Origin of the sequence: Mycobacterium neumannii (assembly GCF_048452905.1) — a bacterium.
GTDB classification, from domain to species: domain Bacteria; phylum Actinomycetota; class Actinomycetes; order Mycobacteriales; family Mycobacteriaceae; genus Mycobacterium; species Mycobacterium neumannii_B.
The window spans coordinates 370066-395628 of record NZ_JBCGVF010000008.1; the positions used below are offsets into that span (position 1 = coordinate 370066).

Consider the following 25563-nt stretch of genomic DNA (forward strand, 5'->3'; position numbering starts at 1 on the left):
GGTGAGCACCCGCAGCAGGGTCATCGAGGCCCTCCGTCCTGCCATGCCCGAACCGTGGGCGGTGGTCAGGAGCCTGCTCGGGGTGCTGGCGGTGGCCTCGATCGCGCTGCTGTGGGACTCCGGGGCCGCCGCGGTCTGGGCCGCCGGTGCGGGCGCGGTCGCCGGCGCTGTGGCCTTGCAGGACAGTCCCGGCGGGCGGATCGCCCGAGTGCTCGTCGTCGCCGTGCAAATGGGCGCGGCCGTTTTCCTCGGGTCCTTGCTCTCCTCGTTCGACGTCGTGTTCATCGTCGTGCTGGCGCTCTGGTGCTTTGGGGCCGGCTTGCAATGGGCCGTCGGGAACAACGCGGGCATGGTGGCGGCTGCGGGAGGAGCGCTGCTCGTGATCGCGCCGCCGCTGCCCCCGTCGGTGTCGTCGGTTCTCGTCCCGACCGCCCTGACGATCGTCGCCGGTGCCCTGCAGGCGGGGTTGATCGCGCTCTGGCCGCCGCAGCGATGGCGCACTCAACGCGAAGCCCTTGCCGACGCATACGGGGCGTTGGCCACGGATGCGCGCCGGCTCGCCCACGACGCGGAGGTACCCACCGGTGCGACGTTGAAGCCGTCGTTGCGCGATGCGTTCATCGACACACAGGCGGGCCGGCGACCCGAGGCGTACCGAGGTGGGCACCGGTTGCCTGAACGGATCATGGCGACGCTGCGCATGCTGCGTGGTACCCCGGCGGGCGACCGCGGCGACGTCTCCCGGGTGTTGGCGGCCGCGGCCGAGATCCTCGACGCGATCGCCGACCACACCCACGTCGCGCGGCGTAACGCCGAGCACGGTCTGGTCCGGCTGGATGCCGCGGCGGCCGCACTGGACGAGCCGGAAAGCCCTGACGTCAAACGGCTTTCCCAGCAACTGCACGAAGCTGCGGAGTTGCGGTTTCCCGATCTGTATCGGCCCGACCTGATCAGCCCCGCGCGTGGGGCGCTGACCTCCGTCAGTTTCCACTTGAGCTTGACGTCACCGCTGTTCCGTCACGCTGTCCGGCTGTCGGCGGCGGTCGCGCTCGCCGCCTGCGCGGACCGACTCGCTCCCGTGGCGCACGGCTACTGGATCGCGCTGACCGTGCTCATGGTGCTGCGGCCGGAGACCGCCCACACCTATACGCGTTGCGTCGGTCGGCTCGCGGGCATCGCGACGGGGGTCGTCGTCGCGTCGGTGATCGTGATGCTGGGCCATCCCACGGGTCTGATCGCTGCCGCACTCGCCACGCTGGGCCTCGCCGCGACGTATGCCGCGACCAGGACGGGATACATCGCCACCAGCGCGGCCGTGGCTGCTTCCGTCGTGTTCTTCCTCGAAATCGACGCCATCACCTCCGGTGCGACGCTCGAGGACCGGTTGTTCTCGATCGTCGTCGGCGGCGGGCTCGCGGTCGTGGCGCACGTCGCGTTGCCCGACCACGCGCTGACCCGGCTGCATCACCGCGCCGGGGAGCTCCTCAAAACCGAGATCGATTACGCCGCAACGGTGGTCAGGGCTTACGTCCATCCCCTCGATCGTCCGGCCGACGCGGTGTCATCGGCGTGGCAACACGCGTACCGCGCCCGCGCCGGCTTCGAAGCCGCATCGGGTGCGACCCGGATGGAGTCCCGCGAGCTGCGCCGGTGGCTGCGGTCGTACCGCACCGCGCTGAACGCGGTCACCATTTCGTGCACCGCGCTGGAGGCCAACCTGCCGAACCGGCCGCCACCCACGTTGACTCCTGAGTTCGTCGCCGCTGTCGACGATTTCGTCGATGCGCTGCGAGGGGCGCCGCCGAATCCGGGGACACCGTGGACGGGCGACATCGCGGCCGTGTCCGCCGCCCATCAGCAGGTGCGGGAGAAGGCCGAGGGACTATACGGTGACAACGGGGCCGCGCGCGTACTGGTCGCCGAGATCGGCACGATCACTCGCGCCTTGTCGGGGATCGCCGCTATCCGCGAGCCCACTTCGGCTCGATGAACACGCCCTCGGCTTCCACCGTCACACCCTCATCGTCGGCGAGATAGCCCGTCGCATAGGACTTGATGCCTTCGGACCTCGTGGTCATCGCCTCGGCGTGCAGACGCCCGAGGCGCGTCGGGCGCAGGTACCGCAGCGTGATGGTGCCGGTGAACCGGGGATTTATCGAGTTGGCGGCGACCTCGCCGAGGATGTGGTCCAGGATCAGCGCCGAGATCCCGCCGTGTACATGTCCCGGTGGGCCCTCATAGGCGGCACCGAGTTCGAAGTCGGCGTACACGGTTCCGTCGTCACCGTGCTCGATGGTCAACGGTGGTGCGATCGGGTTGCGCAGTCCGATCACCGGGTTCCCCCACGGCAGCCGCTCGCCGCCGGTGGTGAAGCGCACGCCGAAGGGTCCGTCGATCTGCCGTGACCGTAGAGCAGCTGTCGCGCCGTCGATCTGCTCGCGGATCGCCGCGACCGTGTCGGCGTCCACTTCGGTGCGGATCGTCGCGTCGATCAACTGTCGGACCGATTCGGCGAGAGGGCCGTAGACACCGCGCAGCCGGTCGATCTCCGCTGCGGACACATCGCCGATGTCGATGAACTCCACCACGCAAGAACTAGAACACGTTGCAGTGTGGGTTGTCGAATCACGCGTCCGCCTGCGCGCGAGCGCTCAAGCTGGTACGGATCTCAGCCCGGGAACCGTACAAGGGCGTGCGCTGAGGCCCCAGAAGATGCTCGGCAGCTGCGCGGGTGAATTATCGTGCCGTTCATGAGCATCTCGCTCGGCGACGAGACCTACTACGACCTCGGGTCGTATCACCGGCGGATTGACACCCCGTCGCCGCAGGCGCAGCTGTGGTTCGACCGCGGAATGGTGTGGAGTTACGCGTTCAACCACGAGGAAGCCATCCGCTGCTTCGAGCGGGCACTTGAACTGGACCCAGGGTTGGGGATCGCCCGCTGGGGCATCGCGTACGCGGTCGGGCCGAACTACAACAAGGGTTGGGACGCCTTCGATCCTGTCGATGCGGCGGCGTCGCTGGCACGCGCGAGGATGGAGTTGCGACTGGCTGCCGAGCATCGTGCATCACCCGTCGAGCGTGGCCTGATCACCGCGCTGCAGACCCGATTCCCCACCGACGACCCCGACGACGCCCAGGCGCTCGAAACCGGTGGCGCGCAGTATGCCGACACGATGGCGGCGATGGCGCAGGCCTATCCCGACGACGTCGATGTGCAGGCACTGGCCGCTGACGCACTGGTGAACGTGACGGCATGGGCGTTGTGGGACACCAGAACCGGTGAGCCCGCACCCGGCTCACGCGTGGTGGCGGCCAAACGGATCCTCGACGATGCGTTGGCCACCGCGGCGGGCCGTAACCACCCCGGCGTCCTGCACCTCTACGTGCACACTATGGAGATGTCGGCGGCCCCGCAGGATGCGCTGCCCGCCGCGGACCTGCTGCGCGATCTGGTGCCCGACGCCGGCCATCTGCAGCACATGCCCAGCCACATCGATGTGCTGTGCGGCAACTACCGCGACTCGGTGGTGGCCAATCAGGCGGCCATACTCGTGGACCGAAGGTTCGTCGAACACGAGGGGCCGCTGAACTTCTATTCCCTGTACCGGGCGCACAACCTGCACTTCGTCGTGTATTCGGCGATGTTCGAAGGTAATTCACGCACCGCGTTCGCCGCCGCGGATGAGCTGGCCGCCCAGCTCAGCCCCGACCTGCTGGTGATCGAGTCCCCGCCGATGGCTGACTGGCTCGAGGCGTTCGTGCCGTTGCGCACCCACGTGATGGTGAGGTTCGGCCGCTGGGACGATTTGATAGCCCAACCCCTGCCCGAGGACCGGCAGCTGTACTGCAGCACCGTCGCGACGATCCACTACGGGCGTGGCGTCGCGCACGCCGCCACGGGCAACCCGGAACAAGCCCGCGCCGAGCGCGAGGCGTTCGCCGAAGCGTACGACCGCATACCCGAGAGCCGATACCTGTTCAACAACACCGTGATCGACATCCTGGCGATCGCCGCCGAGATGCTTGACGGTGAGATCGCCTACCGTGCAGCAGATTACGAGGCCGCATTCGCGCATATGCGGGGGGCGATCGAACTCGACGATGCGCTGCCGTACGACGAACCCTGGGGCTGGATGCAGCCGACCCGTCACGCCTACGGTGCGCTGCTGCTCGAACAGGGTCGCGTCGAGGAGGCCGCTGCGGTCTATGCCGCCGACCTCGGTCTCGATCCCACGCTGCCCCGGCCGTGCCAGCATCCGAACAACGTGTGGAGCCTGCACGGTTATCACGAATGCCTGCAGCGGCTGGGCCGCGAGGCCGAGGCGGCGATCATCGGCCAACAGCTCACTCTCGCAGCGGCGCGCGCCGACGTTCCGGTCCGCGCGTCCTGCGCCTGTCGGTTGGACGTGCCCCCGGACTGCTGCGACTGATCCGTAGACTCCGACATGTGGCCATCAGCGATGACGATCTCGCCCGCCTCGGCCGCTGCGTAGAGCTGGCGCGTGAAGCGCTGGAAGGCGGCGACGAGCCGTTCGGCTCCGTTCTCGTCGACGACGCAGGACGCACACTGTTCGAGGACCGCAACCGCGTCAAAGACGGGGACCGCACGCGCCATCCGGAGTTCGCGATCGCGCGCTGGGCGGCAGCCAACCTGACACCGCAAGAGCGGGCCCTCGCCACCGTCTACACCTCCGGCGAGCACTGCCCGATGTGCTCGGCGGCCCACGCCTGGGTCGGGCTCGGCCGCATCGTATATGCCACGTCGTCGGAGCAGTTGACAAGATGGCTGGCCGATTGGGGGGCGCTGCCACCGCCGGTGGTGTCGCTGCCGATCACCACGATCGCCCCCGACATAGAGGTGGACGGGCCCGCCGAGCAGTTCAGCGAGGCGATGAAGACCCTCTACGAAGCGAAGTTCAAGCCATGACGGATTTCTCGCACACCGCGGCGGTCTCCGAACCGGGTTGGGTCGAGCACGTGATCTGGTGGCATGTCTACCCGCTTGGTTTCGTCGGCGCGCATCCCGCCGACCCGCCCCCGGGCCCGGACGAGCATCGGCTGCTGCGCATCCTTGACTGGCTCGATCACGCGATCGAACTCGGCGCGTCCGGGCTCGCGCTCGGACCGATCTTCTCCTCACGCACCCACGGCTACGACACCACCGACCACCTCCACGTCGACCCGCGACTCGGCGTCGACGACGACTTCGACACGGTGGTCGAAGAGGCACGGCGCCGCGGACTTCGGATCCTGCTCGACGGCGTCTTCAACCATGTGGGAACCCATTTCGCCCACACGGAGTGGCTGCGCACTCGAGGCGACGGCGTCGACGTGTTCGAGGGGCACGGCGACCTCGTGGCGCTGGACCACGACAACCCGGCGGTGGCCGACTACGTCGTCGACGTGATGACGCACTGGCTGCGGCACGGCGCCGATGGGTGGCGCCTCGACGCCGCCTACGCGGTCCCCGACCAGTTCTGGGCACGGGTGCTTCCACGCGTTCGTGAACAGTTCCCCGATGCGTACTTCCTCGCCGAGATCATCCACGGCGACTACGCGCACCAGGTGCGTGAATCCGGCTTCGACTCGGTGACCCAGTACGAACTGTGGAAGGCCGCGTGGAGCGCGCTCAACGACGGCAACTTCCACGAGCTGGACTGGGCGCTGGTGCGGCACAACGAGTTTCTGGACACCTTCGTGCCCACGACCTTCATCGGCAACCACGATGTCACCCGGATCGCCAGCCAACTCGACGACATCCGCCACCTCGACCACGCCTTGGTGCTGCAGATGACGACCGGTGGTACGCCAAGTATCTACGCCGGCGACGAGTTCGCGTTCCAGGGCATCAAAGAGGAACGTTTCGGCGGCGACGACGCGGTGCGCCCCGAATTCGCGACTCCCCCGCTCGACGTCGACGAACACGGCGTCGACGTCTTCCGGTTGCACAAGTTCCTGATCGGGTTGCGCCGACGCCACGCGTGGCTACACACAGCGCGCACCTCGCCGCTGCTGTTGACCAACCGCCAGTACATCTACCAGAGCCGCGCCGGAGCCGAGTCGCTGATCGTCGCGCTCAACATTGGCGACGAACCGCTGGCCATCTCGCTGCCCGACCTTGGATTCGATCGGGCTGAGGTCCTCGCGGGCTCGGGCGCACCGCCGTCCGAGGTCGTCACCACCTACGAGGTCGCGCCGCACGGCTGGCTGGTCATCGGTCCTCGCTGAGGAGTTCGACGGTCATCGGGTCCGGATCGCCGTCGTAGTACTTCGTCAACACGCGGTTGAACAGCGCCTCGTCATCGGGCTCGTCGGCGGCGCGGCTGAACAACGTCATCGACGATCGGACCTTGACGTTGTCCGGCCTCCCGAACAAGCCGTCGGCCGACGGTTGGTCACTGCGGGCGACCACGTCCGCACACTCCCGCAGGCGCGGACCCAGCACGTCATGGGCGAGGTACGCCCGGGCTTCGGCGAGGGACCCGATCCCGTACCGCTGCGCGGTCGGGCTGCTACCGAGCCCGCGCAACTGGGGGAACACGAACCAGATCCAATGGCTGCGTTTGCGGCCCGCGCGCAGTTCATCGAGCACCGTGGCGTACACGCGTTCCTGGGCGTCGACGAAGCGCTGCAGGTCGAACGGGTCGCCGGATGCCGATCTGTCTTTAGCCATGTCATCGGCCAGTCTGACAAGCTAACCTGTGCGATTCAATGACGACTATGAGCGGCACGCCGACAGGGGCGCCAACATGACGCGCCGTCGCATCCCACATCCGCGGGACCTGGCGCCGCTGTTGCAGTTCAAGAAGCCCCAACTGAACGCGACGCACCGCAGGCTTGCGTCGGCGCTGACGATCGAGGACCTGCGCCGCATCGCCAAGCGACGGACCCCTAAGGCGGCGTTCGACTACACCGACGGCGCCGCCGAGGACGAGCTGTCGCTGGCTCGTGCCCGACAAGCGTTCCGCGACATCGAGTTTCACCCGACCATCCTGCGTGACGTGTCGAGCGTCGACACCAGTGCGACGGTGCTCGGCGGGCCCGTCGCGCAACCGTTCGGCATCGCGCCCACCGGCTTCACCCGGCTGATGCACACCGCGGGCGAGAACGCAGGCGCCCGCGCCGCCGCGCGGGCCGGCATCCCGTTCGCACTCTCGACGCTGGGCACCGCCTCGATCGAAGATGTCAAACAGGCCAACCCGCACGGACGCAACTGGTTTCAGCTGTACATGTGGAAGGACCGGGACCGGTCGATGGCCCTCGTCGAACGGGCCGCCGCCGCGGGGTATGACACGCTGCTCGCCACCGTCGACGTGCCGGTCGCCGGGGCGCGCCACCGCGACACCCGCAACGGCATGTCGATCCCGCCGACGCTGACGCTGCGAACGGTGCTCGACGCCATTCCCCACGCGCGGTGGTGGTTCGACCTACTCACCACAGAACCGTTGTCTTTTGCGTCGCTGGACCGATGGCCGGGCACCGTTGCCGAGTATCTCGACACCATGTTCGATCCCACAGTGAACTTCGACGATCTGGTGTGGATCAAGAAGCAGTGGCCGAACAAGTTGGTGGTCAAGGGAATTCAGACGCTCGACGACGCCAGGGCCGTCGCCGAACTGGGAGTGGACGGCATCGTGCTGTCCAATCACGGTGGCCGCCAACTCGACCGCGCGCCGGTGCCGTTCCATCTGCTGCCCAGTGTCGCCGCCGAGCTCGGCGACACCACCGAGATTCTGCTGGACACCGGGGTGATGTCCGGCGCCGACATCGTCGCTGCGATTGCGCTCGGTGCACGCTTCGTGCTGGTGGGTCGCGCCTACCTATACGGGCTCATGGCCGGCGGCGAGGCGGGTGTCGACCGGGCCGTCGAGATCCTTTCGCAGCAGGTCAGCCGGACAATGCAGCTACTCGGGGTGAGGTCGCTGAGCGAGCTCGGCCCGCGGCACGTCACGCAGCTGCACCGGCTGCGGCCCGGCATGGCGGACCCGCCGCGCGATTTCGCCTGAGTCACTCTGGCCACACAGGTCACAGCCGGTTTTCGGTGGTCGTGAGTCCCCGCTGAGTCGTAATCGTTAGCCAACCGCGATGTGGCAACCGCATGTCGGGTCGACATTAGCGGCGCGAGTACGTGTTTCATTACCCACGCACAGCAAACGGCAATTGCTTGTGGAAGCGATGAAAGGTGGGTTGGTTGCCGTTATGAAGATTCTGGAGAGGTGCCGGGGTACCGGTACAAAACTGTTTCGCCGAATGGCGGTGGCGGCGTTCACCGTGGCGGCGCTGCCCGGGCTGATCGGCTTCGCCGGGGGTTCGGCCACTGCCGGAGCGTTCTCGCGGCCCGGGTTACCCGTCGAGTATCTCGACGTGTTCTCCCCCGCGATGAACCGCAATATCAAGGTCCAGTTCCAGGGCGGTGGGCCGCATGCGGTGTATCTGCTCGACGGCCTGCGTGCCCAGGACGACTTCAACGGTTGGGACATCAACACCCCGGCCTTCGAGTGGTACTACCAGTCCGGGCTCTCGGTGGTCATGCCGGTCGGCGGACAGTCGAGCTTCTACACCGACTGGTACCAGCCGTCGCGGGGTAACGGCCAGGACTACACCTACAAGTGGGAGACGTTCCTGACCCAGGAACTCCCGGCGTGGCTGGAAGCCAACAGGGGCGTGTCGCAGAACGGCAATGCCGTGGTGGGTATTTCGATGGCCGGCAGCAGCGCGCTGACGTACGCGATCTACCACCCGCAGAAGTTCATCTACGCCGCTTCGCTGTCGGGCTTCCTCAACCCGTCCGAGGGCTGGTGGCCGATGCTGATCGGTCTCGCGATGCAAGACGCGGGCGGGTACAACGCCGAGAGTATGTGGGGTCCGTCATCGGATCCGGCGTGGAAGCGCAACGACCCGATGATCAACATCAACCAGTTGGTGGCAAACAACACCCGCATCTGGATCTACTGCGGCACCGGTACGCCGTCGGATCTCGATGGCGGCGCGGCCGGCCAGAACCTGATGGCGGCCCAGTTCCTCGAAGGCTTCACGTTGCGGACCAACGTCACCTTCAAGGACAACTATGTCGCGGCGGGTGGCACCAACGGGGTGTTCAACTTCCCGGCACAGGGGACTCACAGCTGGGGCTACTGGGGTCAGCAGCTGGAGATGATGAAGCCTGACATCCAGCGGGTGCTGGGTGCACAGGCCAGTGCGTAACCGCACCGCGTAGATCCACCCACACAGGGAGCCTGCCGTTTACCCCGAACGGCAGGCTCCCTGCCGTCTCGGGGGTGTTTCGCGGTGCGCGTACACCGCGCGACGGGTGAGGGAACAAATCAGCCCATCCCAAGGTTGAGCGCAACAGACTCAAACTTTGGAGGATTGATGGCTGAAGCCAAGACTGTTCCGGTCTTGTTCCTGAGCGAGTCGATCGTGCTGCCCGGGATGGTGGTGCCGATCGAGCTCGACGAGGCCGCGCGCGCCGCGGTCGACGCCGCGCGCGCGAGCGAGTCCGGAGAACTGCTGATCGCTCCCCGCCTCGAGGACCGTTATCCCTCGCACGGGGTGCTGGCTTCGATCGTGCAGATCGGGCGCATGGTCGGTGGACCCGCCGCGGTGGTGCGGGGCGAGAGCCGTGCCCACATCGGCACCGGGGCCACCGGACCCGGCGCGGCGCTGTGGGTCGAGGTGACTGTGGTCGACGAATCCGAGGTGACCGAGGAGGCCTCCAAGCTCGCGGCCGAGTACAAGAAGCTGCTGCTGGCGATGCTGCAGCGGCGTGAGGCCTGGCAGATCATCGATTTCGTCAACCAGCTCTCCGATCCGTCGGCGCTGGCCGACACCGCGGGTTATGCGTCGTACCTGACCCAGGTTCAGAAGCGTCAGCTGCTCGAGACGCCGGACGTGGCCGAACGGCTGCGTGCGCTGATCGAGTGGACTGGTGCTCAGCTGGCCGAGGTCGAGGTCAACGAGAAGATCGCCGAAGACGTGCGCGAGGGCATGGAGAAGACGCAGAAGGAATTCCTGCTGCGCCAGCAGCTCAACGCCATCCGCAAGGAATTGGGAGATGACGACGGCACGGGGTCTTCTGATGACTACCGGGCCCGTGTCGAGGCGGCGGACCTGCCCGAGAAGGTGCGCGAGACCGCGCTGCGCGAAGTCGGCAAGCTCGAGCGCGCGAGCGACCAGAGCCCGGAGAGCGGTTGGATCCGCACCTGGCTGGACACCGTGCTCGACCTGCCGTGGAACGTCCACACCGAGGACTCCACCGACCTGAAGACGGCGCGGGAGATCCTGGACGCCGACCACCACGGCCTCGAAGACGTCAAAGACCGCATCGTCGAGTACCTGGCCGTGCGGGCGCGCCGCGCCCAGCGCGGCTTGCGGGTCGTCGGCGGCCGCGGTTCGGGCGCGGTGATGGTGCTGGCCGGTCCGCCCGGTGTCGGCAAGACCTCGCTGGGTGAGAGCGTCGCACGCGCGTTGGGCCGCAAGTTCGTTCGCGTCGCCCTCGGTGGCGTGCGCGACGAGGCCGAGATCCGCGGCCACCGACGCACCTATGTCGGTGCGCTGCCCGGCCGCATCGTGCGTGCCATCGGCGAGGCCGGTTCGATGAACCCTGTGGTGCTGCTCGACGAAATCGACAAGGTCGGCTCCGACTTCCGCGGGGACCCCGCGGCGGCGCTGCTGGAGGTCTTGGACCCGGCGCAGAACCACACGTTCCGCGACCACTACCTGGACCTGGATCTGGACCTGTCCGATGTGGTGTTCCTGGCGACGGCCAACGTCATCGAGAACATACCGTCGGCCCTGCTGGACCGCATGGAATTGGTGCAGATCGATGGCTACACCGAGGACGACAAGGTCGCCATCGCCCGCGACTTCCTGCTGCCCCGGCAGCGCGAGCGGGCGGCGCTGACCGAGGACGAGGTGATCGTGACCGAGGCGGCGTTGCGCAAGATCGCCGCGGACTACACCCGCGAGCCGGGGGTGCGTCAGTTCGAGCGGCTGCTGGCCAAGGCGCTGCGCAAGGTGACGACGAAGCTGGCTGCCGGCGACATCACCACCCTCACCATCGACGAGCCGGATCTCGTTGAGTACCTGGGTCGTCCGCGCTTCCTGCCGGAATCGGCCGAGCGCACGGCGGTTCCGGGGGTGGCCACCGGGTTGGCGGTCACCGGCCTCGGCGGCGATGTGCTCTACATCGAGGCCGGGGCGACCGACGGTGAGCCCGGGTTGCAACTGACCGGGCAATTGGGCGAGGTCATGAAGGAGTCCGCGCAGATTGCGCTGTCCTACGTGCGCTCGCACGCCGAGCAGTTGGGCGTCGACCCCAAGGCGCTGGATCGCCGCATCCACGTGCACGTGCCCGCGGGCGCCGTGCCGAAGGACGGTCCGTCGGCGGGCGTGACGATGGTCACCGCGCTGGTGTCGATGGCCACCGGCCGCCAGGTCCGTGCGGACGTCGGGATGACCGGCGAGGTCACGCTGAACGGTCGAGTGCTGCCCATCGGCGGCGTCAAGCAGAAGCTGCTGGCGGCGCAACGGGCCGGACTGTCAACGGTTTTCATCCCGCAGCGCAACGAGCCCGACCTGGATGACGTCCCCGCCGACGTGCTCGACGCGCTGGAGGTCAAGCCGATGACCGATGTCGCCGACATCGTCGCGCAGGCTCTGCAGCCCGCAGAGGTGGCGGCGACCGCGGCCGCCTGACCACAGGACCGCGCTCGGGGTCGTGATCGATCGATCGCAGGTCACGACCCTGAGCGTTACCGTCGTCGCATGGCGTACGACGAGGACCTGGCTCACCGCATTCGTGAACTGCTCAGCGGTGAACAAGGAGTCGAGGAGAAGGCCATGTTCGGCGGGCTGGCCTTTCTGGTCGACGGCCATATGGCGGTCGCCGTCAGCGGGACCGGCGGTCTGATGGTCCGGGTGGCGCTCGACGAGTACCCGAAGTTGCTGTCGCGCCGGTTCGTCGAGCCAATGATGATGGCAGACCGCGAGATGCGCGGGTGGGTGCTGATCACCGCCGACGGCGTCAGGACCACGCGGCAACTGCGGCCGTGGGTCATCCGTGGTGTCGATTTCGCCAGGAGTTTGCCTCCGAAACAGCGCGGGTACGCCAGCCGACGTGGACGCCGCAGCACGTAAGAAGCTGGTCAAGCGCCTCCTCGAGCAGGCGGGCACGACCTACGCCGAAGACGCCGGTATCCGGTTGGCGGACAAGCCGATGCCGCTCTTTCAGCTGCTGACCCTGTGCATGCTGTCGAGCAAACCGATCGATGCCTCGATCGCGGTCGAAGCCGCGCGGGAGTTGTTCCGCGCGGGTCTGCGCACCCCCAAGGCCGTCCTCGACGCCGACCGCGCCGAAATGATTCGCGCCTTCGGCCGTGCTCACTACGTTCGGTACGACGAAAGCTCGGCGACCAGGCTCACCGATATTTCCAAGAGCGTTGTCGACGAACACGGTGGGGATCTACGCAATCTCGATGGGACCGAGGATCACGACGCGACCGCGCTGACGCGTTCGCTCAAGGGATTCAAGGGTATCGGCGACACCGGTGCCGACATCTTCCTGCGGGAGGTCCAGGACACCTGGACATGGATCCGCCCCTACTTCGACGCGCGCGCCAGCAGTACGGCGCGCAAGCTCGGATTGCCAAGTGCCAGCGACGAGCTCGCCGCGCTGGCGCCGCGAAAGTGTGCAAAGCTCGCCGGCGCCTTGGTCAAGGTGTCGCTCGACGACGACCTGCGTAACGCCGTCATGGCGCGGGAATGACGCGATGGTGATCCGGATCGGCACCTCCGGGTGGTCGTATGACCATTGGAAGGACGTCCTGTATCCGGCGGGACTGCCGACGGCCAAACGGCTGGCCCGCTACGTCGAGGAGTTCGATACGGTCGAACTGAACGCCAGCTTCTACCGCTGGCCGAAGGACAGCGCGTTCGCCGGTTGGCGACAGCGGCTGCCCGACGGGTTCACGATGTCGGTGAAGGCCCAGCGCGGACTCACGCACTACCGCCGGCTGCGGGAGCCGGAGCCGTGGGTCGAACGCTTCGACCGGTGCTGGGAGTTGCTCGGCGACCGCAGCGAAGCATTGCTCGTGCAACTGCACCCGGAACTCGAGCGCGACGACGCCCGCTTGGAGCACTTCCTCAAGCTCATGCCCGATCACATTCCGGTGGCGATGGAGTTGCGGCATCCGTCGTGGGACGACCCGGCCGTCTACACGTTGCTGGAGCGCCATGGCGCCGCCTACGTGGTGATGAGCGGTGCGGGTCTGCGCTGTGTTCCGCGGGCGACCAGCGAGCTGGTCTATGTGCGGATGCACGGCCCCGACCAGGATTCGATGTACGCGGGTTCCTACCCCAACGACGCGTTGCGGCGCTGGGCCGACCGGATCTCGGCTTGGGAGAGCGAAGGCAGACGGACCCTGGTCTATTTCAACAACGACCTGGGTGGGCACGCGGTCTGGAACGCGCAGACGCTCAAGGCGATGCTGGCCGGCTGATCCGCCACCCCGCTGCGCGGACGAAAACCGGTTCCGGCACGCTTGGGACCCGAGATGCGTGTCCTATGTCTGATGTCGGCCGTCGCGATCCTGGCCGCGGGTTGCTCGGCCGAGCGGATTGTCACCACCGACGAACCGTTCGTGGCGTCGCCGACCTCCACGACCTCCGAACCGCCTCCCCCCCCACCGAACAGCGCACACCTGGTCGACGCATTCGACTACGTCGCGCATCCGGACGGGTCGGCCGTGTACTTCTTCACCACGCCGAGTGGACGCTGGGCGTGCGCCGTCGTACCGCGTGACAAGGCGGGCTGCCAGTCGGCCGCCTCTCCGCTGTCCAGCATGAACATCACCGGCGAACCGGACACGGTGGACAACGGCGCCGGCGAGCAGGTCGCGCCGAACGCGATCACCGTCGAACGCGAGGGTGAACCCCGCTTCGCGGCATTCGAACAGCCGCAGTTCGTCCTCGACGACGCGAAGGTGCTGGAGTTCAATCGGATCCTGGCTGTCGCCGGGTTCCGTTGCAACGTGCAGGACGCGGGCGTCTCGTGCATGAGCGAGGTGACGGGCAAGGGATTCACCTTCGCCCCCGAGGGTTTTCAGCCGCGATACACCGAGGTGCCCGCCAACGCACCGTAGGGACGAGGAAGGCAGGCCCGCATGAGGATCGAGCCCGGAAAGGTCGCCGTCGTCACCGGCGGAACCAGTGGAATCGGTTTGGCGCTCGCCACGCATCTGGTGCGTCGCGGCGTCGACGTGGTGATCGCCGACATCCGTGAGGACGCGATACCCGAAGCGATCGACGCACTGTCCGGTCAGCAGGGGGCAGCGACCGGGGTACGCATCGACGTGCGTGACGCGGCCGATGTCGATGCGCTGGCGGCGCACACCTTGGACCGCTTCGGACGCGTCGATCTGGTGTGCAACAACGCCGGGGTGGTGTGCGAACAGACGCCGGTGTGGGAGCAGCGGATCGAGACGTGGCGGTGGCTCATCGACGTCAAGCTGATGGGTGTGGTACACGGGGTGAAAACCTTCACTCCCCTGTTCATCGCGCAACGGTCCGGGCACTTCCTCAACACCGCGTCCGCGGGCGGGCTCATCCCGCTGCCCCACCTCGGGCCGTACAACGCGACCATGCACGCCGTCGTCGGATTGACGGAGACGCTCGACATCGAACTGCGCTCCGTCTCAAGCGATATGGGTGCCACCGTGCTGTGCCCGGGGATGGTGGACACGCCTCTCGGGCCCAACTCGGCGGGCCTGACCCCGCCCGGGGCGGTCAGCGTCCCCAACGACCGCGACGACGACGCGATGCGCGGCGGTATCAGCCCCGCCGTGGTCGCCGATGCCGCGATCGCCGCGGTGGAGGCGGGCCGGGTCCATGCCGTCGTCGGCCCGGATGCGGCGAAGGCGGCCCGCCAGCGCGTCGACGCGCTATTGGCAGACCTCGACTGACTACAGCAACGCGGCCGTACCGTCTACAGCAACGCGGCCGTTCCGTCCGGATTGACCTGGACCTTCGCGCCCGCGATGTCCTCGTCGACCGTCGCCGCCGCCCCCGCCGCATCTGGGATGACCGCCAGCACCCGCTCGTCGTCGGGGGTACGAACCGCGAGGAACGCCTTCTCCGGTGAGCCCTCGCGGTCGAACGGCGTCGTCCACGTCTCCACGGTGCCCACCCCGGCCCAGTCCACGAGCGCCGTTCGGGTCGACTCGCGGTCGACCTCCGATTGCACGTCCTCCCAACGAAACTCATGCGGCGGCGGCTCGGTGCCGTAGATGCCGAAGCTGTGCTTGGTGAGGTATCCGCCGTTGGCGGTGATCAACCCGAGCTGGCCGGGGGCGGCGACGAGCCGTTCGGCCATGGTCGCGATCGAGTGGGTCACGTAGTTGTTCCACGGTCCGCCCGCGAAGGTCAGCCCGCCGGTCACCGTCAGCGGTCTCGCGGGGTCTGCGATCGGGAGGCCGAGCTCATTGGCAGCCACCTGAACCGCCGAAGGGAAGCACGAGTAGACGTCGACGAGCCCGACATCGTCGATACCGACCTCGGCCAACTCCAGGGCCCGCCGCCCCCCGATCCGGATGGCAGGGGACGTGTAGAACTCCGCGCGCTCGCCGATCGCGTAGGTGTCGTGCGAGTCGGTGCCCGAGTACGGGAACACCCAACGGTCTCGGGTGATCTGCAGATGCGTGGCCTTCTCGGCCGAGGTGAGCACCAGCACCGCGGCCTGGTCGACCATGTTGTTGGAGTTCATCAGCTTCGGATAGGGCCAGCTGATCATCCGGTTGCCCGGTCCGGCCTGCCAGATCTGCTCGGCCGGCACCGCGTCTCGGACCCACGCGTGCGGGTTGCCGGCGGCGACCGCACTGAATTGTGCCCACAGCTCACCGATCCGGCGTCGGTGCTCCTCGTCGGACTCGCCCGCAGCGATACGCAGGGCTTGCTCGAACATCGGGTAGACGTAGGCAGGCCGGTCCAGGCTGATCTTGATTTCGGCGGGCCCGGCCATCGGGACCCCTTCGTCGGCGCCCTCGGCCATCGGGACGGATTCGTTCTGGCGCGGCCAGTCCGGCCGCACGCCCTTGGCGCGCAGCCGGCTTCGGGTGCGCCAGGTCTCACCGCCCGCGATCAGAACCACCTCGGCCCGACCGCTCTGGATGTCTCGGCACGCCTCGTTGACCAGCGACTGCGGCGTATTACCGCCGACCCCGGTATAGCGGGTCGCGGCGTTGTCGGCGTGGAGGCGTAGCGCGAGAAGCAATCCCGGATCGCGGTACCGCCACGAAAGAAGATTGACCACCCGAACCGAGTCGGCTGCCTCGAGGACCCTGGGGTCCGCTGCTTGGCGCGCGGCCGCGACCATCAGGTCGATCGGCGAAACGTCGGGGTTCTCGTCGCGCTGGTTGACTTGTCCGTAGCCGACCAAAACCGGCGTCCTGTCTTCCATCACGGCCTTTCTCGGTATGCGAAGAGCGTGCCGTCGGCGATGAGCCGATCGGTCTCTCCGGCGGAGATGTCGAGGATCTGCCGGCAGATCTCTCTGGTCTGCTCCCCCGGCATCGGCGCGGGCGTCAGCAGGGCGGGAGGGATGTTCGTGTACGGCGCCGGTCCCGTCTCGGTGAGCATGGGCGTATCGAACAGCGGATGCTCCATGTCGGAGTACAGCTTTCGGTAACGCACCTGCGGATCGGCCGGAACATCGACGGCACGGTTCATCGGCGCGGCGGCGATCCCGGCGTCCTGCAGGGTGCGTGCCACCGCGGTCTTGTCGCGGGTGCGGGTCCATTCCGCGGTGTCGACGCCGCCGGTGGCCGATTCCAGTGCGGCGTGGTCATTCTCGGAGCACAGCGAGATCACGCACCACTCGTCGTCACCGGCGCACGGGTACACACCGTGCGTGGCTGTGTCGTCGACGACGGGGAGGCCTGCCGCACGCGCGGACTCGGTGACGTAGCGGGTCGCGAGTTGGGTGACCGCGGCCTCGGACTGCGAGACGTGTACGTGGGCGGGCTGTCCGGTTCGGTCACGCCGGATCAGCGCAGCCAGTGCGGCGATCGCGGTGAGCCGCGCCGACACGTGGTCCGGGAAGATCGTCGTCGCATCGTGGAAGCCGCCGTCGGCAGACGCCCACAGCGAGGTGACCCCGGTGGTGGCGCGAACCAGCGGCCCGTACCCCATGCGCGAGCTCCAGGGACCGGTCGCACCGAAGGCGCTGCTCTCCGCGAGCACGATGCGCGGATTCAGCTCCCGCAGACGGTCGTAGGAGAACCCCAGCGACGCAAGCGTTCCCGGCTTGAAGTTGGCGAACACGGCGTCGGCACCTGTGACCAGGCGGGCAAACACGTCGGCGCCCGCGGGGGTCCGCAGGTCGAGCCCCAGACTCCGCTCGTTGCGGTGGGTCAGCGCCCAGGACCTGCTCATCACCTGACCGGGCGGCGCTTGGCGCAGCCCGTCGGGATAGGCGGCGCTCTCGATCTTGACCACCTCGGCGCCGAGGTCGGCGAACAACCTGCCCAGCTCGCCCCCGGCGACGATGACGCCGAGGTCAAGGATGCGCATCCCCTCGAAAGGACGCTCCGGCGCGACCGTGCCCTGCCATGCCATCACCGATGACGTTGTGGCCCAGGTAGGTTCGTCAGCGCCGGGAGCGGGGGCCAACCACCTCAGGCCGCGATGACGGCCGTCGACGACGAAGGGCCCCACCGGGGCGACGACATCCGCGCCCGGGGCGAACTCGGCGGTGGTCAGCGCACCCACCACGCGGAAGTGCTCGGAGGCCAGCGTCTCCGTGGGGGTGAGCACGGCCGCGATGGGAACTCCCTGCTCTTGTCCCTCGGTGACCAGAGCGTCCATGGTCTGGGTTGCGACGAAATCGCCGATCAGGGCGTTCAGTTCGCGAGATGCCGCATACCGCGCCGCGATCGTGTCGAACTTGGGGTCGGCGAACTCTTCGGGTTCACCCAGCCAGGCGCGCATGCCCCGCCACTGACGCGGGGACAGCAGGCAGATCCGTACATGCCCGTCCTTGCAGGCGAAGATCGGATAGATGTTCTGGTTACGTGGCCTGCCGCGCCAGATCTCGGTGGTCTTCTTGACGCCGACGGCCGCCTGACCTTCTGATCCGAACGGCGGATCCAGCGACTGGAGCACCGCCTCGAATCGCGAGAAGTCGATGTAATCGCCTGTTCCAGTCCGTAACCGGTGGTAGTAGGCGGCCAGCGCCGCCCATGCCGCCTGTGTCGCAGCGGTTCCCGATGCCAGTCCGATCGGGGGTAGCACCGGGGTGCCGGCCGTCGGCCCGGTACGCGACAGTGCCGTCGACAACGCGTACAACACGGGGTCGGTGGCCCGCCACGAGGCAAACGGCCCGTCGGTGCCGAAGTCCGTGACCGATAACACGACGAGGTGGCCGAACTGTTGAGCCAGGGCGGCGCACGATGTTCCGAATCGGCCTGCCCCGCCGGGCCTTCCGCCATCGACGACGATATCGGCGGTGCCCGCCAAATCCCGCAGCGCCCGGCGGCCGTCGGGGCTGGCGGGGTCCAGAACCGCACACCGCTTGTTCGCGTTGTGCAAGCGGAACGGAATGCTCGCTCCGGCCACGGTCGGCAGCGCCTGCCGGTCGGCCCGCCCACCGGGCGGTTCGATCTTCAGGACATCGGCTCCGAGGTCGGCGTACAGCCGGCTCACCCCGTCGGATTCGGCGCCGCCGAGGTCGAGCACCCGCACGGATGCCAGCAGTAATTCGCTCATGCCGCCAGGAGACCTTCGACCCACCGCAGATGGTCGTCGGTGTCGTTGGCCACGTACATCAGGTCGACGAAGACGTCCGGATAACCGGCGTCGGTCAGCGTCCGCACCGCCTCGGCGACCGCATCGATCGGTGTGCCGCCGGCGACGTTGATGCGCACACAGGTGTGTATGGCCGACGGATCCCGACCGGCCTCGCGGGCGGCGTCGTCGATGGTGCGGCGCTGCGTCGCAAGGAACTCGGGCATGACACCTCCGGGCACCAGCACGGCCGGGAGCCACCCGTCGCCGCGCGTCCCGATGCGCCGCAGGCTCGCCGGAGTGAACCCGCCGAGATAGATCGGCGGACGCGGTTGCTGGACCGGTTTGAGGTCCACCCACGACAACGGGATCGACCACCGCTTGCCTTCGTGTTCCACCGGATTCGTCGTCCACAGCTGCTCGAGGGCATCGAGAACCTCGTCCAGTTGGGCGCCGCGGGCGCGGAACGGGGCGCCGGCGGCAAAGAACTCCTCCGGCGACCACCCGATCCCGAAACCGGGAACGAGCCTGCCCCCGCTGACCACATCGATGGCGGTCAGCTGGCGGCCCAGCTGCACCGGCGGGTACCACGGTGCGACGAACACGCTGCTACCCAACCGGACGCGCGACGTCGCGGCGGCCACCACCGCCAACGCGATGAACGGGTCCAGGCCGGCGCGGAACTGTTCGGGAATGGTGTCTTGACCCGCGTAGCCGACGCTGGGGTGCACCGCGGTCAACAAGCGGTCGCCCACCCAGAGGCTGTCCGCACCGAGGCTTTCGGCGCTGGCCGCGAAGCGCGCGAGGTCCGCCTGGGCCGATACCCCGAACTGCGGCACTGCGAATCCCAACACGCCAGACAGGCTAATGGGTAGCTTCACGCGCATCGGGTACAGGAGTGACACACCCGTTCACCCGTTTCGACGATGATGAGTCAGATGACTGCCGAGGCCCTGTCCCCCACGCTGTCCACCGATGAACTCGACCTGATCGACGCCTACTGGCGCGCCGCCAACTATCTGTCCGTCGGCCAGATTTATCTGCTGGACAATCCACTGCTGCGCGAGCCGCTGGCGCCCGAGCACGTCAAGCCCCGGCTGCTCGGCCACTGGGGCACGACACCGGGCCTCAATCTCATCTACGCGCACCTGAACCGCGTCATCTGCGACCGCGACGTCAACGTCATCTACATCACCGGCCCGGGACACGGCGGCCCCGGCCTGGTGGCCAACGCGTATCTCGAAGGCACCTACAGCGAGGTGTACTCGGGTATCTCCGAAGACACCGAGGGAATGCGAAAGCTGTTCCGCCAGTTCTCTTTCCCCGGTGGGATCCCCAGCCACGTCGCCGCGGAGACCCCCGGGTCCATCCACGAGGGCGGGGAGTTGGGCTACGCGCTGGTGCACGCCTATGGCGCGGCGTTCGACAACCCCGACCTGGTGGTCGCCTGTGTCATCGGTGACGGCGAAGCCGAGACCGGCCCGCTAGCGGCCAGTTGGCATTCGAACAAATTCCTCAACCCGGTCACCGACGGTGCGGTGCTGCCCATCCTGCACCTCAACAGCTACAAGATCGCCAACCCCACGGTCCTCGCGCGCATTCCGCAGGAGGAACTCGAGTCGCTGATGTTCGGCTACGGTTACCGGCCCATCACCGTGGCCGGCGACGATCCGGCCAACGTGCATCAGCAGCTGGCGACGGCGCTCGACGAGGCCTTCGACCAGATCGCCGCGATCCAGCGCGCCGCTCGCCTCGACGGTGAACAGGGCCGGCCGCTGTGGCCGATGCTCGTGTTGAGGACACCGAAGGGCTGGACGGGCCCGCAGAAGGTCGACGGCAAGAAGGTCGAGGGCACGTGGCGGTCCCATCAGGTTCCGTTGTCGGGCACCCACACCAATCCCGAACACCGCGCTCAGCTCGAGGAGTGGATGCGCAGCTATCGGCCCGAAGAACTGTTCGACGAGGACGGCGCGCTATTGCCCGAATTACGCGCGTTCGCCCCGCGCGGACAGCGGCGGATGAGCGCCAACCCGCACGCCAATGGCGGTCTCCTGCTCAAGGATCTGGATCTGCCGCGCTTCACCGATTACGCGGTGCCGGTTGACGACCCCGCCTCCGAATCGACGGAGGCGACCCGGGTGCTCGGGACGTTTCTGCGCGACGTCATCGCGCGTAACGCCGACCGATTCCGGTTGATGGGACCCGACGAGACCGCGTCCAACCGGCTGTCGGCGACCCTCGAGGCGACCGACAAGGCCTGGCTGGCCGAGGTCACTCCCGACGACGAGAACCTCGGTCCGGAGGGCCGGGTGATGGAGGTGCTGTCCGAACACCTCTGCCAGGGCTGGCTCGAGGGATACCTGCTGACGGGCAGACACGGGCTGTTCAACTGCTACGAGGCGTTCATCCACATCATCGACTCCATGCTCAACCAGCACGCCAAGTGGCTCAACAGCAGTCGGGAGATGCCCTGGCGGGCGCCGATCGCATCGCTGAATTACCTCTTGACATCGCATGTCTGGCGCCAGGACCACAACGGCGCGTCGCACCAGGATCCCGGCTTCATCGACCACGTCGCCAACAAGCGACCCGAGGTCGTGCGCGTGTACCTGCCGCCGGACGCCAACACCTTGCTGTCGGTGGCCGACCACTGCCTGCGCAGCCGCCACTACGTCAACGTGATCGTCGCCGGCAAGCAACCGGCGCTGAACTACCTGGACATGGATTCGGCGATCGCGCACTGCACACGCGGTCTCGGGATCTGGGAGTGGGCGAGCAACACGACCGGGGAGCCGGATGTGGTGCTCGCGTGCGCCGGAGACATCCCGACCCTGGAAACGGTGGCGGCCGCCGACATCCTGCGTCGGCGGCTGCCCGAGCTTAAGGTGCGGGTGGTCAACGTCGTCGACATCATGCGACTGCAACCGGAGTCCGAGCACCCGCACGGCCTGTCCGATCGCGAATTCGACTCGATCTTCACCACGGACAAGCCGATCATCTTCGCCTATCACGGCTATCCCTGGCTGATTCACCGGCTGACCTACCGGCACGCCAACCATGCCCAGTTGCACGTGCGCGGCTTCAAGGAACGCGGCACCACGACGACCCCGTTCGACATGGTGATGCTCAACGACCTCGACCGGTTCCATCTGGTCATGGACGTGATCGACCGCGTCGACAGTCTGGGCAGCAGCGTGGCCGGGTTGCGCCAGGAGATGGCTGACGCGCGCCTGGCGGCCCGGCGCTACACCCGGGAACACGGCGAGGACGATCCGGCGATCTCGGGGTGGACGTGGGACCCGGATTACCAAGCGCCTTCGCTGTCGCAGGACACCCTCAGCGAACACGACCGCTAGACTGGATTTTCGTGTCCGACCAAGCCGCCCTCGCCGAGCGCCCGCATCCGCTGGTCGAACAGCTCTCCGCGTTGCACCACTTCCGCACCTACGTCGACATCGCGGTGGTCGTGGTGGTGTTGGCGCTGACGAATCTGATCGCGCACTTCACCACGCCGTGGGCCAGCGTGGCAACGGTGCCGGCGGCGGCGCTGCTTCTGGTGGCGCTGGTTCGCTCCCGCGGCCTCGGGTGGGCCGAACTCGGCCTGAGCCGCGAACACTTGAAGTCCGGAACCGGCTACGCGCTGGGCGCCGTCGCGCTGGTGTTGTCGGTCATCGCGATCGGTGCGCTGCTGCCGTGGACGCGGCCGATGTTCATGAACAACAACTACGCCACGATCTCGGGCGCGCTCATCGCGTCGATGGTCATCATCCCCCTGCAGACCGTGATCCCCGAGGAACTGGCGTTCCGCGGGGTGCTGCACGGAGCGCTCGACCGCGCCTGGGGCTGGCGTGGTGTCGCCGCGGCCGGTTCGCTGTTGTTCGGACTCTGGCACATCGCCACCTCGCTGGGCCTGACCAGTAGCAACGTCGGCTTCACCCGGATCTTCGGCGGAGGTGTGATCGGCACCGTCGCCGGCGTGACGTTGGCGGTGGTCGCCACCGGCATCGCGGGCTTCGTCTTCACCTGGTTGCGCCGCCGCAGCGGCAGCCTGATCGCGCCGATCGCGCTGCACTGGTCGCTGAACGGGCTCGGCGCGCTGGCAGCCGCGTTCGTGTGGCACCTGACCTGACGTCAGTGCGAGGCGCGCTTGCGGGCGCGGAACTCGCGGTTCTTGAGCTTGTTACCGCAGGTCGCCATGCTGCACCAGGTGCCGCCGTGGTTGCGTGAGCGGTCGTAGAACGCCCACTGGCACTCCTCGTTGGCACACGCCTTCAACAGCGACCAGGAGCCGTCGCGCTGTGCATCGTGGATCGCCAGTAGCAGTTCGGTGAGGCGGTCGTGCAGCGAGGTGCCCAGCGCCGACAGCCGAATCCGCCCCGAGTCTTCGACCTCGGCCCGTGCGGCGCCACCGGCGGCGGCCCGCAGAGGCGCCAGCGCTGCCGCTGTCGGCCGCGGGCCACCGGCGTTGTGGACCAGCATCGCGCGCAGGGCCTCGCGCACACCACGCAGCAACTGGAGGTCGGCCTCGTCGATGCCGTCCCCGGGGCCCAGCAACCCCTTGTCGTGCAGCCACGGTTGCGCGACATCCGGATCGGCCAAACGGTCGGGGCCGGACGGCAACTCTGCCGTGTTGACCAGGCTCTGAACCAGGGCGAGACGCGGCGGTGCCGGTTTCGTCTCCTGGTCCCCCAGCCACCGCGTGCGAGTCATATAGCAAGCCTAGCTTTGTATGACTGGTAATTCAATTTGACCGGTCATGCATGACCGTTATAAAGTCGTCAGTGGTCACACACCCGCGCTAACGAGGATCGATATGTCGGACAATTCGAATCCATCAACCCTTGTGTCGTCGTTTGCGGCGGCAGCGAGCGGGGCAACTGCCCCGTCTCTCCGCGCGCGGGTGGTGGCGCGGCTGAGGGCCAACAAGTTCGACCGCATGGCGGCCGTCGGCGGCGTCGCACCCGACAGCGATGCATACGCCGCGCACTGCGCCCGGCTGACGTCGACCGCCGAGCGCGAGGCGGTGGCCAGGGCACTGCGACGGATCGTCCGGGATGCTCGCGGGCGCGGCCCGTTGATGTCCTCGCGGGTGCCGTTGCACGTACCGAACATCGCCGCCGCCGAGGACGTGATCGACGAGATAACGCTGCGGCTGCACTCTCCCCGGATGGTCGGGGCGCGGGGCATGGCGCGGCTACGCGTCCTGCTGGCCGACGGCACCGGACCCGTTTACCGGTACGGCCGTGGAGATCTCGTGGGCCGACTCCGCGCCGCGTTGGCCGAGCTCTAAACGACCAGCACGGCGGCCCCGGAGACCCGGCCGGAGGCCAGATCGCTCAGCGCGGCGTCAGCCCGGTCGAGCGGGTATGGCGGGCTGGTCACCTCGATGTGGTGTTCACCGGCGAATGCGAGGAAGGCCCGTGCGTCGGCGCGAGTGTTGGCGGTGACCGACCTGACCTGACGCTCTTGGAAGAGGTGCCGCTGGTAGTCCAACGCCGGGATCTCGGAGAGGTGAATACCCGCGATCGCAAGCGTGCCACCGCGATCGAGCGCTTCGAGTGCCGGCAGGACGAGCTCACCGACGGGCGCGAACAGGATCGCGGCATCGAGGTCGACGGGCGGACGCTCATCGGCGCCCTGGGCGGACGCCGCCCCCAGGCTCACTGCGAGCTCACGCGCGACCTCCCCACGCGTCATCACGTGTACTTCGGCGCCCTGCGCGACGGCCACCTGGGTGGTCAGGTGCGCGCTACCGCCGAATCCGTATATGCCCAACCGGCCACCCGGCGGCAGGTCTGCGCGCAGCAGCGCGCGATAGCCGATGATCCCGGCGCACAACAGCGGCGCCAGTTCGGTGTCGGAGTAGCCCGCGGGTAACGGATGCGCGTATGCCGCTGGCACCGTCGCGAATTCGGCGTATCCGCCGTCGGCGTCCCAACCCGTGTAACACGATTGTGGGCACAGGTTCTCGTCGCCCCTGACGCAGTACCGACATCGCCCACATGTATGTCGCAGCCACGCGATGCCGACGCGGTCGCCGACGGAGAACTCCGCGCCCGCGCTCTCCCCCACCTCGACGACCTCGCCGACCACCTCGTGGCCCGGCACGACCCGGGGCCGATGCACGGGCAGATCGCCTTCGGCGACGTGAAGATCGGTGCGGCACACGCCACATGCGCGCACCGCCACCGCAAGTTCGCCGGGTCCCGGACGCGGAACTTCGACCCGCACGCGTTCCATGGGCCGCGTAACCATCGGTCCCGGCCGTCGAACCTGCCAGGCGGTCATGGTTGAGACGCTCATCACCACATGGTCGCCCCGCAGTGATCGGGGCACCACCCTCACGGTCGCGGACGGCGCCACCACGAGGGGCCGTTCAACGGAACGTGAGGAAGATCTCAACACGTTGCAATAACAAAGAAATAGGGTGAATCGATAGATCAGCTAAGCGTGTCGCAGAAATAATGCCGGGCCGCCGGCGCTGCCAAGAGAGGTGGGGAATGAAAACAGTTGTGGCACTGGCAATCGGGGCAATGGTGACGGGCGGTATCGCTTTAGCCGCCCCGGCCGATGCGGGCTGCCAATCGGGATGGACACCATGGGGCGGCGGCCAAATTTGCGACGGTCCAATCGCACCGGACGGGAGTTTTCAGCGATGCCAGACGGTAGGTGTCCTGGGCTTCGGCGGCAATCTCCCCTGCATCACGGCGAACGTCAACAACCTCAATGGGCAACCACCGTGGGTTGGGCCCTGAAGCTGACCATCGCGTCAATTCCCCTGGT

23 protein-coding genes are annotated in these 25563 nt (G+C 67.7%); 16 read left to right on the forward strand and 7 right to left on the reverse strand.

All coding sequences use genetic code 11. The features are described 5' to 3' along the window. Position 1: 1 nt before the first annotated feature. On the forward strand, positions 2–1990 hold the full coding sequence (locus tag AAHH99_RS24585; protein ID WP_418771046.1) for an FUSC family protein: 1989 nt from the start codon (positions 2–4) through the stop codon (positions 1988–1990). Here AAHH99_RS24585 and AAHH99_RS24590 read toward each other — a convergent pair. Then, positions 1962–2588: a PaaI family thioesterase gene (locus tag AAHH99_RS24590; RefSeq protein WP_418771047.1), complete on the reverse strand. Its 627-nt coding sequence runs from the start codon at positions 2586–2588 to the stop codon at positions 1962–1964. The genes AAHH99_RS24585 and AAHH99_RS24590 overlap by 29 nt on opposite strands. 162 nt (positions 2589–2750) lie before the next feature. On the opposite strand from AAHH99_RS24590, the gene AAHH99_RS24595 reads away from it, so the two are divergent. From AAHH99_RS24595 to AAHH99_RS24605, 3 genes are read left to right on the forward strand one after another with little or no spacing between them, the layout of a single operon-like run. Then, positions 2751–4433: a tetratricopeptide repeat protein gene (locus tag AAHH99_RS24595; RefSeq protein ID WP_418771048.1), complete on the forward strand. Its 1683-nt coding sequence runs from the start codon at positions 2751–2753 to the stop codon at positions 4431–4433. 17 nt (positions 4434–4450) lie between these two features. Further along, positions 4451–4930, forward strand: a complete 480-nt coding sequence (locus AAHH99_RS24600; protein WP_418771049.1) for a nucleoside deaminase — start codon at positions 4451–4453, stop codon at positions 4928–4930. After that, entirely contained in the window at positions 4927–6231 is a 1305-nt protein-coding gene (locus AAHH99_RS24605) for an alpha-amylase family protein (protein ID WP_418771050.1), read from the forward strand. The genes AAHH99_RS24600 and AAHH99_RS24605 overlap by 4 nt, the downstream gene beginning before the upstream one ends. On the opposite strand, the gene AAHH99_RS24610 is transcribed toward AAHH99_RS24605, so the two are convergent. Then, positions 6215–6676, reverse strand: a complete 462-nt coding sequence (locus AAHH99_RS24610; RefSeq protein WP_418771051.1) for a DUF1810 domain-containing protein — start codon at positions 6674–6676, stop codon at positions 6215–6217. The two genes, AAHH99_RS24605 and AAHH99_RS24610, sit on opposite strands and share 17 nt — an antisense overlap. A 76-nt stretch (positions 6677–6752) precedes the next feature. On the opposite strand from AAHH99_RS24610, the gene AAHH99_RS24615 reads away from it, so the two are divergent. The 8 genes from AAHH99_RS24615 to AAHH99_RS24650 all read left to right on the forward strand — a co-directional run bounded on the left by AAHH99_RS24615 (position 6753) and on the right by AAHH99_RS24650 (position 14963). After that, positions 6753–8009 (forward strand): alpha-hydroxy acid oxidase, encoded by a 1257-nt coding sequence (locus AAHH99_RS24615; protein ID WP_418771129.1) that lies wholly within the window; start codon positions 6753–6755, stop codon positions 8007–8009. Positions 8010–8202: 193 nt separating this feature from the next. After that, positions 8203–9207, forward strand: coding sequence for an esterase family protein (locus AAHH99_RS24620; protein WP_418771052.1), 1005 nt, complete (start codon positions 8203–8205; stop codon positions 9205–9207). 168 nt (positions 9208–9375) lie between these two features. Then, positions 9376–11700 carry an endopeptidase La gene (lon, locus tag AAHH99_RS24625; RefSeq protein ID WP_418771053.1) on the forward strand — a complete coding sequence of 775 codons (2325 nt, stop codon included), beginning with the start codon at positions 9376–9378 and terminating at the stop codon, positions 11698–11700. 69 nt (positions 11701–11769) lie between these two features. Next, the gene (locus tag AAHH99_RS24630) at positions 11770–12141 is read left to right on the forward strand and encodes a TfoX/Sxy family protein (RefSeq protein ID WP_418771054.1); all 372 of its coding nucleotides are present in this window, start codon (positions 11770–11772) and stop codon (positions 12139–12141) included. Then, positions 12122–12769 carry an endonuclease gene (locus AAHH99_RS24635; RefSeq protein ID WP_418771055.1) on the forward strand — a complete coding sequence of 216 codons (648 nt, stop codon included), beginning with the start codon at positions 12122–12124 and terminating at the stop codon, positions 12767–12769. The genes AAHH99_RS24630 and AAHH99_RS24635 overlap by 20 nt, the downstream gene beginning before the upstream one ends. A 4-nt stretch (positions 12770–12773) precedes the next feature. Continuing rightward, positions 12774–13502, forward strand: coding sequence for a DUF72 domain-containing protein (locus tag AAHH99_RS24640; RefSeq protein WP_418771056.1), 729 nt, complete (start codon positions 12774–12776; stop codon positions 13500–13502). A 72-nt stretch (positions 13503–13574) separates the two neighbouring features. After that, positions 13575–14144, forward strand: coding sequence for a hypothetical protein (locus AAHH99_RS24645; protein ID WP_418771057.1), 570 nt, complete (start codon positions 13575–13577; stop codon positions 14142–14144). Between the two features lie 21 nt (positions 14145–14165). After that, positions 14166–14963, forward strand: a complete 798-nt coding sequence (locus tag AAHH99_RS24650; RefSeq protein ID WP_418771058.1) for an SDR family NAD(P)-dependent oxidoreductase — start codon at positions 14166–14168, stop codon at positions 14961–14963. A gap of 23 nt (positions 14964–14986) precedes the next feature. On the opposite strand, the gene AAHH99_RS24655 is transcribed toward AAHH99_RS24650, so the two are convergent. Genes AAHH99_RS24655 through AAHH99_RS24665 form a run of 3 tightly spaced genes read right to left on the reverse strand, consistent with a single transcriptional unit; the run spans position 14987 to position 19634 of the window. After that, positions 14987–16456: an acetyl-CoA acetyltransferase gene (locus AAHH99_RS24655; protein WP_418771059.1), complete on the reverse strand. Its 1470-nt coding sequence runs from the start codon at positions 16454–16456 to the stop codon at positions 14987–14989. Continuing rightward, positions 16456–18762, reverse strand: coding sequence for a CoA transferase (locus tag AAHH99_RS24660; RefSeq protein ID WP_418771060.1), 2307 nt, complete (start codon positions 18760–18762; stop codon positions 16456–16458). The genes AAHH99_RS24655 and AAHH99_RS24660 overlap by 1 nt, the downstream gene beginning before the upstream one ends. Beyond that, on the reverse strand, positions 18759–19634 hold the full coding sequence (locus tag AAHH99_RS24665; protein ID WP_418771061.1) for a TIGR03619 family F420-dependent LLM class oxidoreductase: 876 nt from the start codon (positions 19632–19634) through the stop codon (positions 18759–18761). The genes AAHH99_RS24660 and AAHH99_RS24665 overlap by 4 nt, the downstream gene beginning before the upstream one ends. Positions 19635–19718: 84 nt before the next feature. Between AAHH99_RS24665 and AAHH99_RS24670 the strand changes: the two genes are divergently transcribed. Next, entirely contained in the window at positions 19719–22136 is a 2418-nt protein-coding gene (locus tag AAHH99_RS24670) for a phosphoketolase (RefSeq protein ID WP_418771062.1), read from the forward strand. An 11-nt stretch (positions 22137–22147) separates the two neighbouring features. Continuing rightward, positions 22148–22909: a lysostaphin resistance A-like protein gene (locus tag AAHH99_RS24675; RefSeq protein WP_418771063.1), complete on the forward strand. Its 762-nt coding sequence runs from the start codon at positions 22148–22150 to the stop codon at positions 22907–22909. Between the two features lie 2 nt (positions 22910–22911). Here AAHH99_RS24675 and AAHH99_RS24680 read toward each other — a convergent pair whose 3' ends face one another. Further along, complete coding sequence (locus AAHH99_RS24680) at positions 22912–23490, reverse strand: CGNR zinc finger domain-containing protein (protein ID WP_418771064.1); 579 nt, start codon at positions 23488–23490, stop codon at positions 22912–22914. 226 nt (positions 23491–23716) lie between these two features. Between AAHH99_RS24680 and AAHH99_RS24685 the strand changes: the two genes are divergently transcribed. After that, complete coding sequence (locus AAHH99_RS24685) at positions 23717–24070, forward strand: hypothetical protein (protein ID WP_418771065.1); 354 nt, start codon at positions 23717–23719, stop codon at positions 24068–24070. On the opposite strand, the gene AAHH99_RS24690 is transcribed toward AAHH99_RS24685, so the two are convergent. Further along, positions 24067–25083: a zinc-binding alcohol dehydrogenase family protein gene (locus AAHH99_RS24690; RefSeq protein WP_418771066.1), complete on the reverse strand. Its 1017-nt coding sequence runs from the start codon at positions 25081–25083 to the stop codon at positions 24067–24069. The two genes, AAHH99_RS24685 and AAHH99_RS24690, sit on opposite strands and share 4 nt — an antisense overlap. 197 nt (positions 25084–25280) lie before the next feature. Here AAHH99_RS24690 and AAHH99_RS24695 point away from each other — a divergent pair, with 197 nt between their 5' ends. Further along, positions 25281–25535: a CDGP domain-containing protein gene (locus tag AAHH99_RS24695; protein WP_418771067.1), complete on the forward strand. Its 255-nt coding sequence runs from the start codon at positions 25281–25283 to the stop codon at positions 25533–25535. Positions 25536–25563 lie beyond the last annotated feature (28 nt).

Excerpts from the sequence above, each read along its gene's own strand:
- AAHH99_RS24595 (WP_418771048.1), top strand. The coding sequence starts at position 2,751 with ATGAGCATCTCGCTCGGCGACGAGACCTACTACGACCTCGGGTCGTAT.
- AAHH99_RS24605 (WP_418771050.1), top strand. The coding sequence starts at position 4,927 with ATGACGGATTTCTCGCACACCGCGGCGGTCTCCGAACCGGGTTGGGTC.
- AAHH99_RS24610 (WP_418771051.1), bottom strand. The coding sequence starts at position 6,676 with ATGGCTAAAGACAGATCGGCATCCGGCGACCCGTTCGACCTGCAGCGC.
- AAHH99_RS24615 (WP_418771129.1), top strand. The coding sequence starts at position 6,753 with ATGACGCGCCGTCGCATCCCACATCCGCGGGACCTGGCGCCGCTGTTG.
- AAHH99_RS24620 (WP_418771052.1), top strand. The coding sequence starts at position 8,203 with ATGAAGATTCTGGAGAGGTGCCGGGGTACCGGTACAAAACTGTTTCGC.
- lon (WP_418771053.1), top strand. The coding sequence starts at position 9,376 with ATGGCTGAAGCCAAGACTGTTCCGGTCTTGTTCCTGAGCGAGTCGATC.
- AAHH99_RS24630 (WP_418771054.1), top strand. The coding sequence starts at position 11,770 with ATGGCGTACGACGAGGACCTGGCTCACCGCATTCGTGAACTGCTCAGC.
- AAHH99_RS24640 (WP_418771056.1), top strand. The coding sequence starts at position 12,774 with ATGGTGATCCGGATCGGCACCTCCGGGTGGTCGTATGACCATTGGAAG.
- AAHH99_RS24645 (WP_418771057.1), top strand. The coding sequence starts at position 13,575 with ATGTCGGCCGTCGCGATCCTGGCCGCGGGTTGCTCGGCCGAGCGGATT.
- AAHH99_RS24650 (WP_418771058.1), top strand. The coding sequence starts at position 14,166 with ATGAGGATCGAGCCCGGAAAGGTCGCCGTCGTCACCGGCGGAACCAGT.
- AAHH99_RS24655 (WP_418771059.1), bottom strand. The coding sequence starts at position 16,456 with ATGGAAGACAGGACGCCGGTTTTGGTCGGCTACGGACAAGTCAACCAG.
- AAHH99_RS24660 (WP_418771060.1), bottom strand. The coding sequence starts at position 18,762 with ATGAGCGAATTACTGCTGGCATCCGTGCGGGTGCTCGACCTCGGCGGC.
- AAHH99_RS24670 (WP_418771062.1), top strand. The coding sequence starts at position 19,719 with ATGACTGCCGAGGCCCTGTCCCCCACGCTGTCCACCGATGAACTCGAC.
- AAHH99_RS24680 (WP_418771064.1), bottom strand. The coding sequence starts at position 23,490 with ATGACTCGCACGCGGTGGCTGGGGGACCAGGAGACGAAACCGGCACCG.
- AAHH99_RS24685 (WP_418771065.1), top strand. The coding sequence starts at position 23,717 with ATGGCGGCCGTCGGCGGCGTCGCACCCGACAGCGATGCATACGCCGCG.
- AAHH99_RS24690 (WP_418771066.1), bottom strand. The coding sequence starts at position 25,083 with ATGAGCGTCTCAACCATGACCGCCTGGCAGGTTCGACGGCCGGGACCG.
- AAHH99_RS24695 (WP_418771067.1), top strand. The coding sequence starts at position 25,281 with ATGAAAACAGTTGTGGCACTGGCAATCGGGGCAATGGTGACGGGCGGT.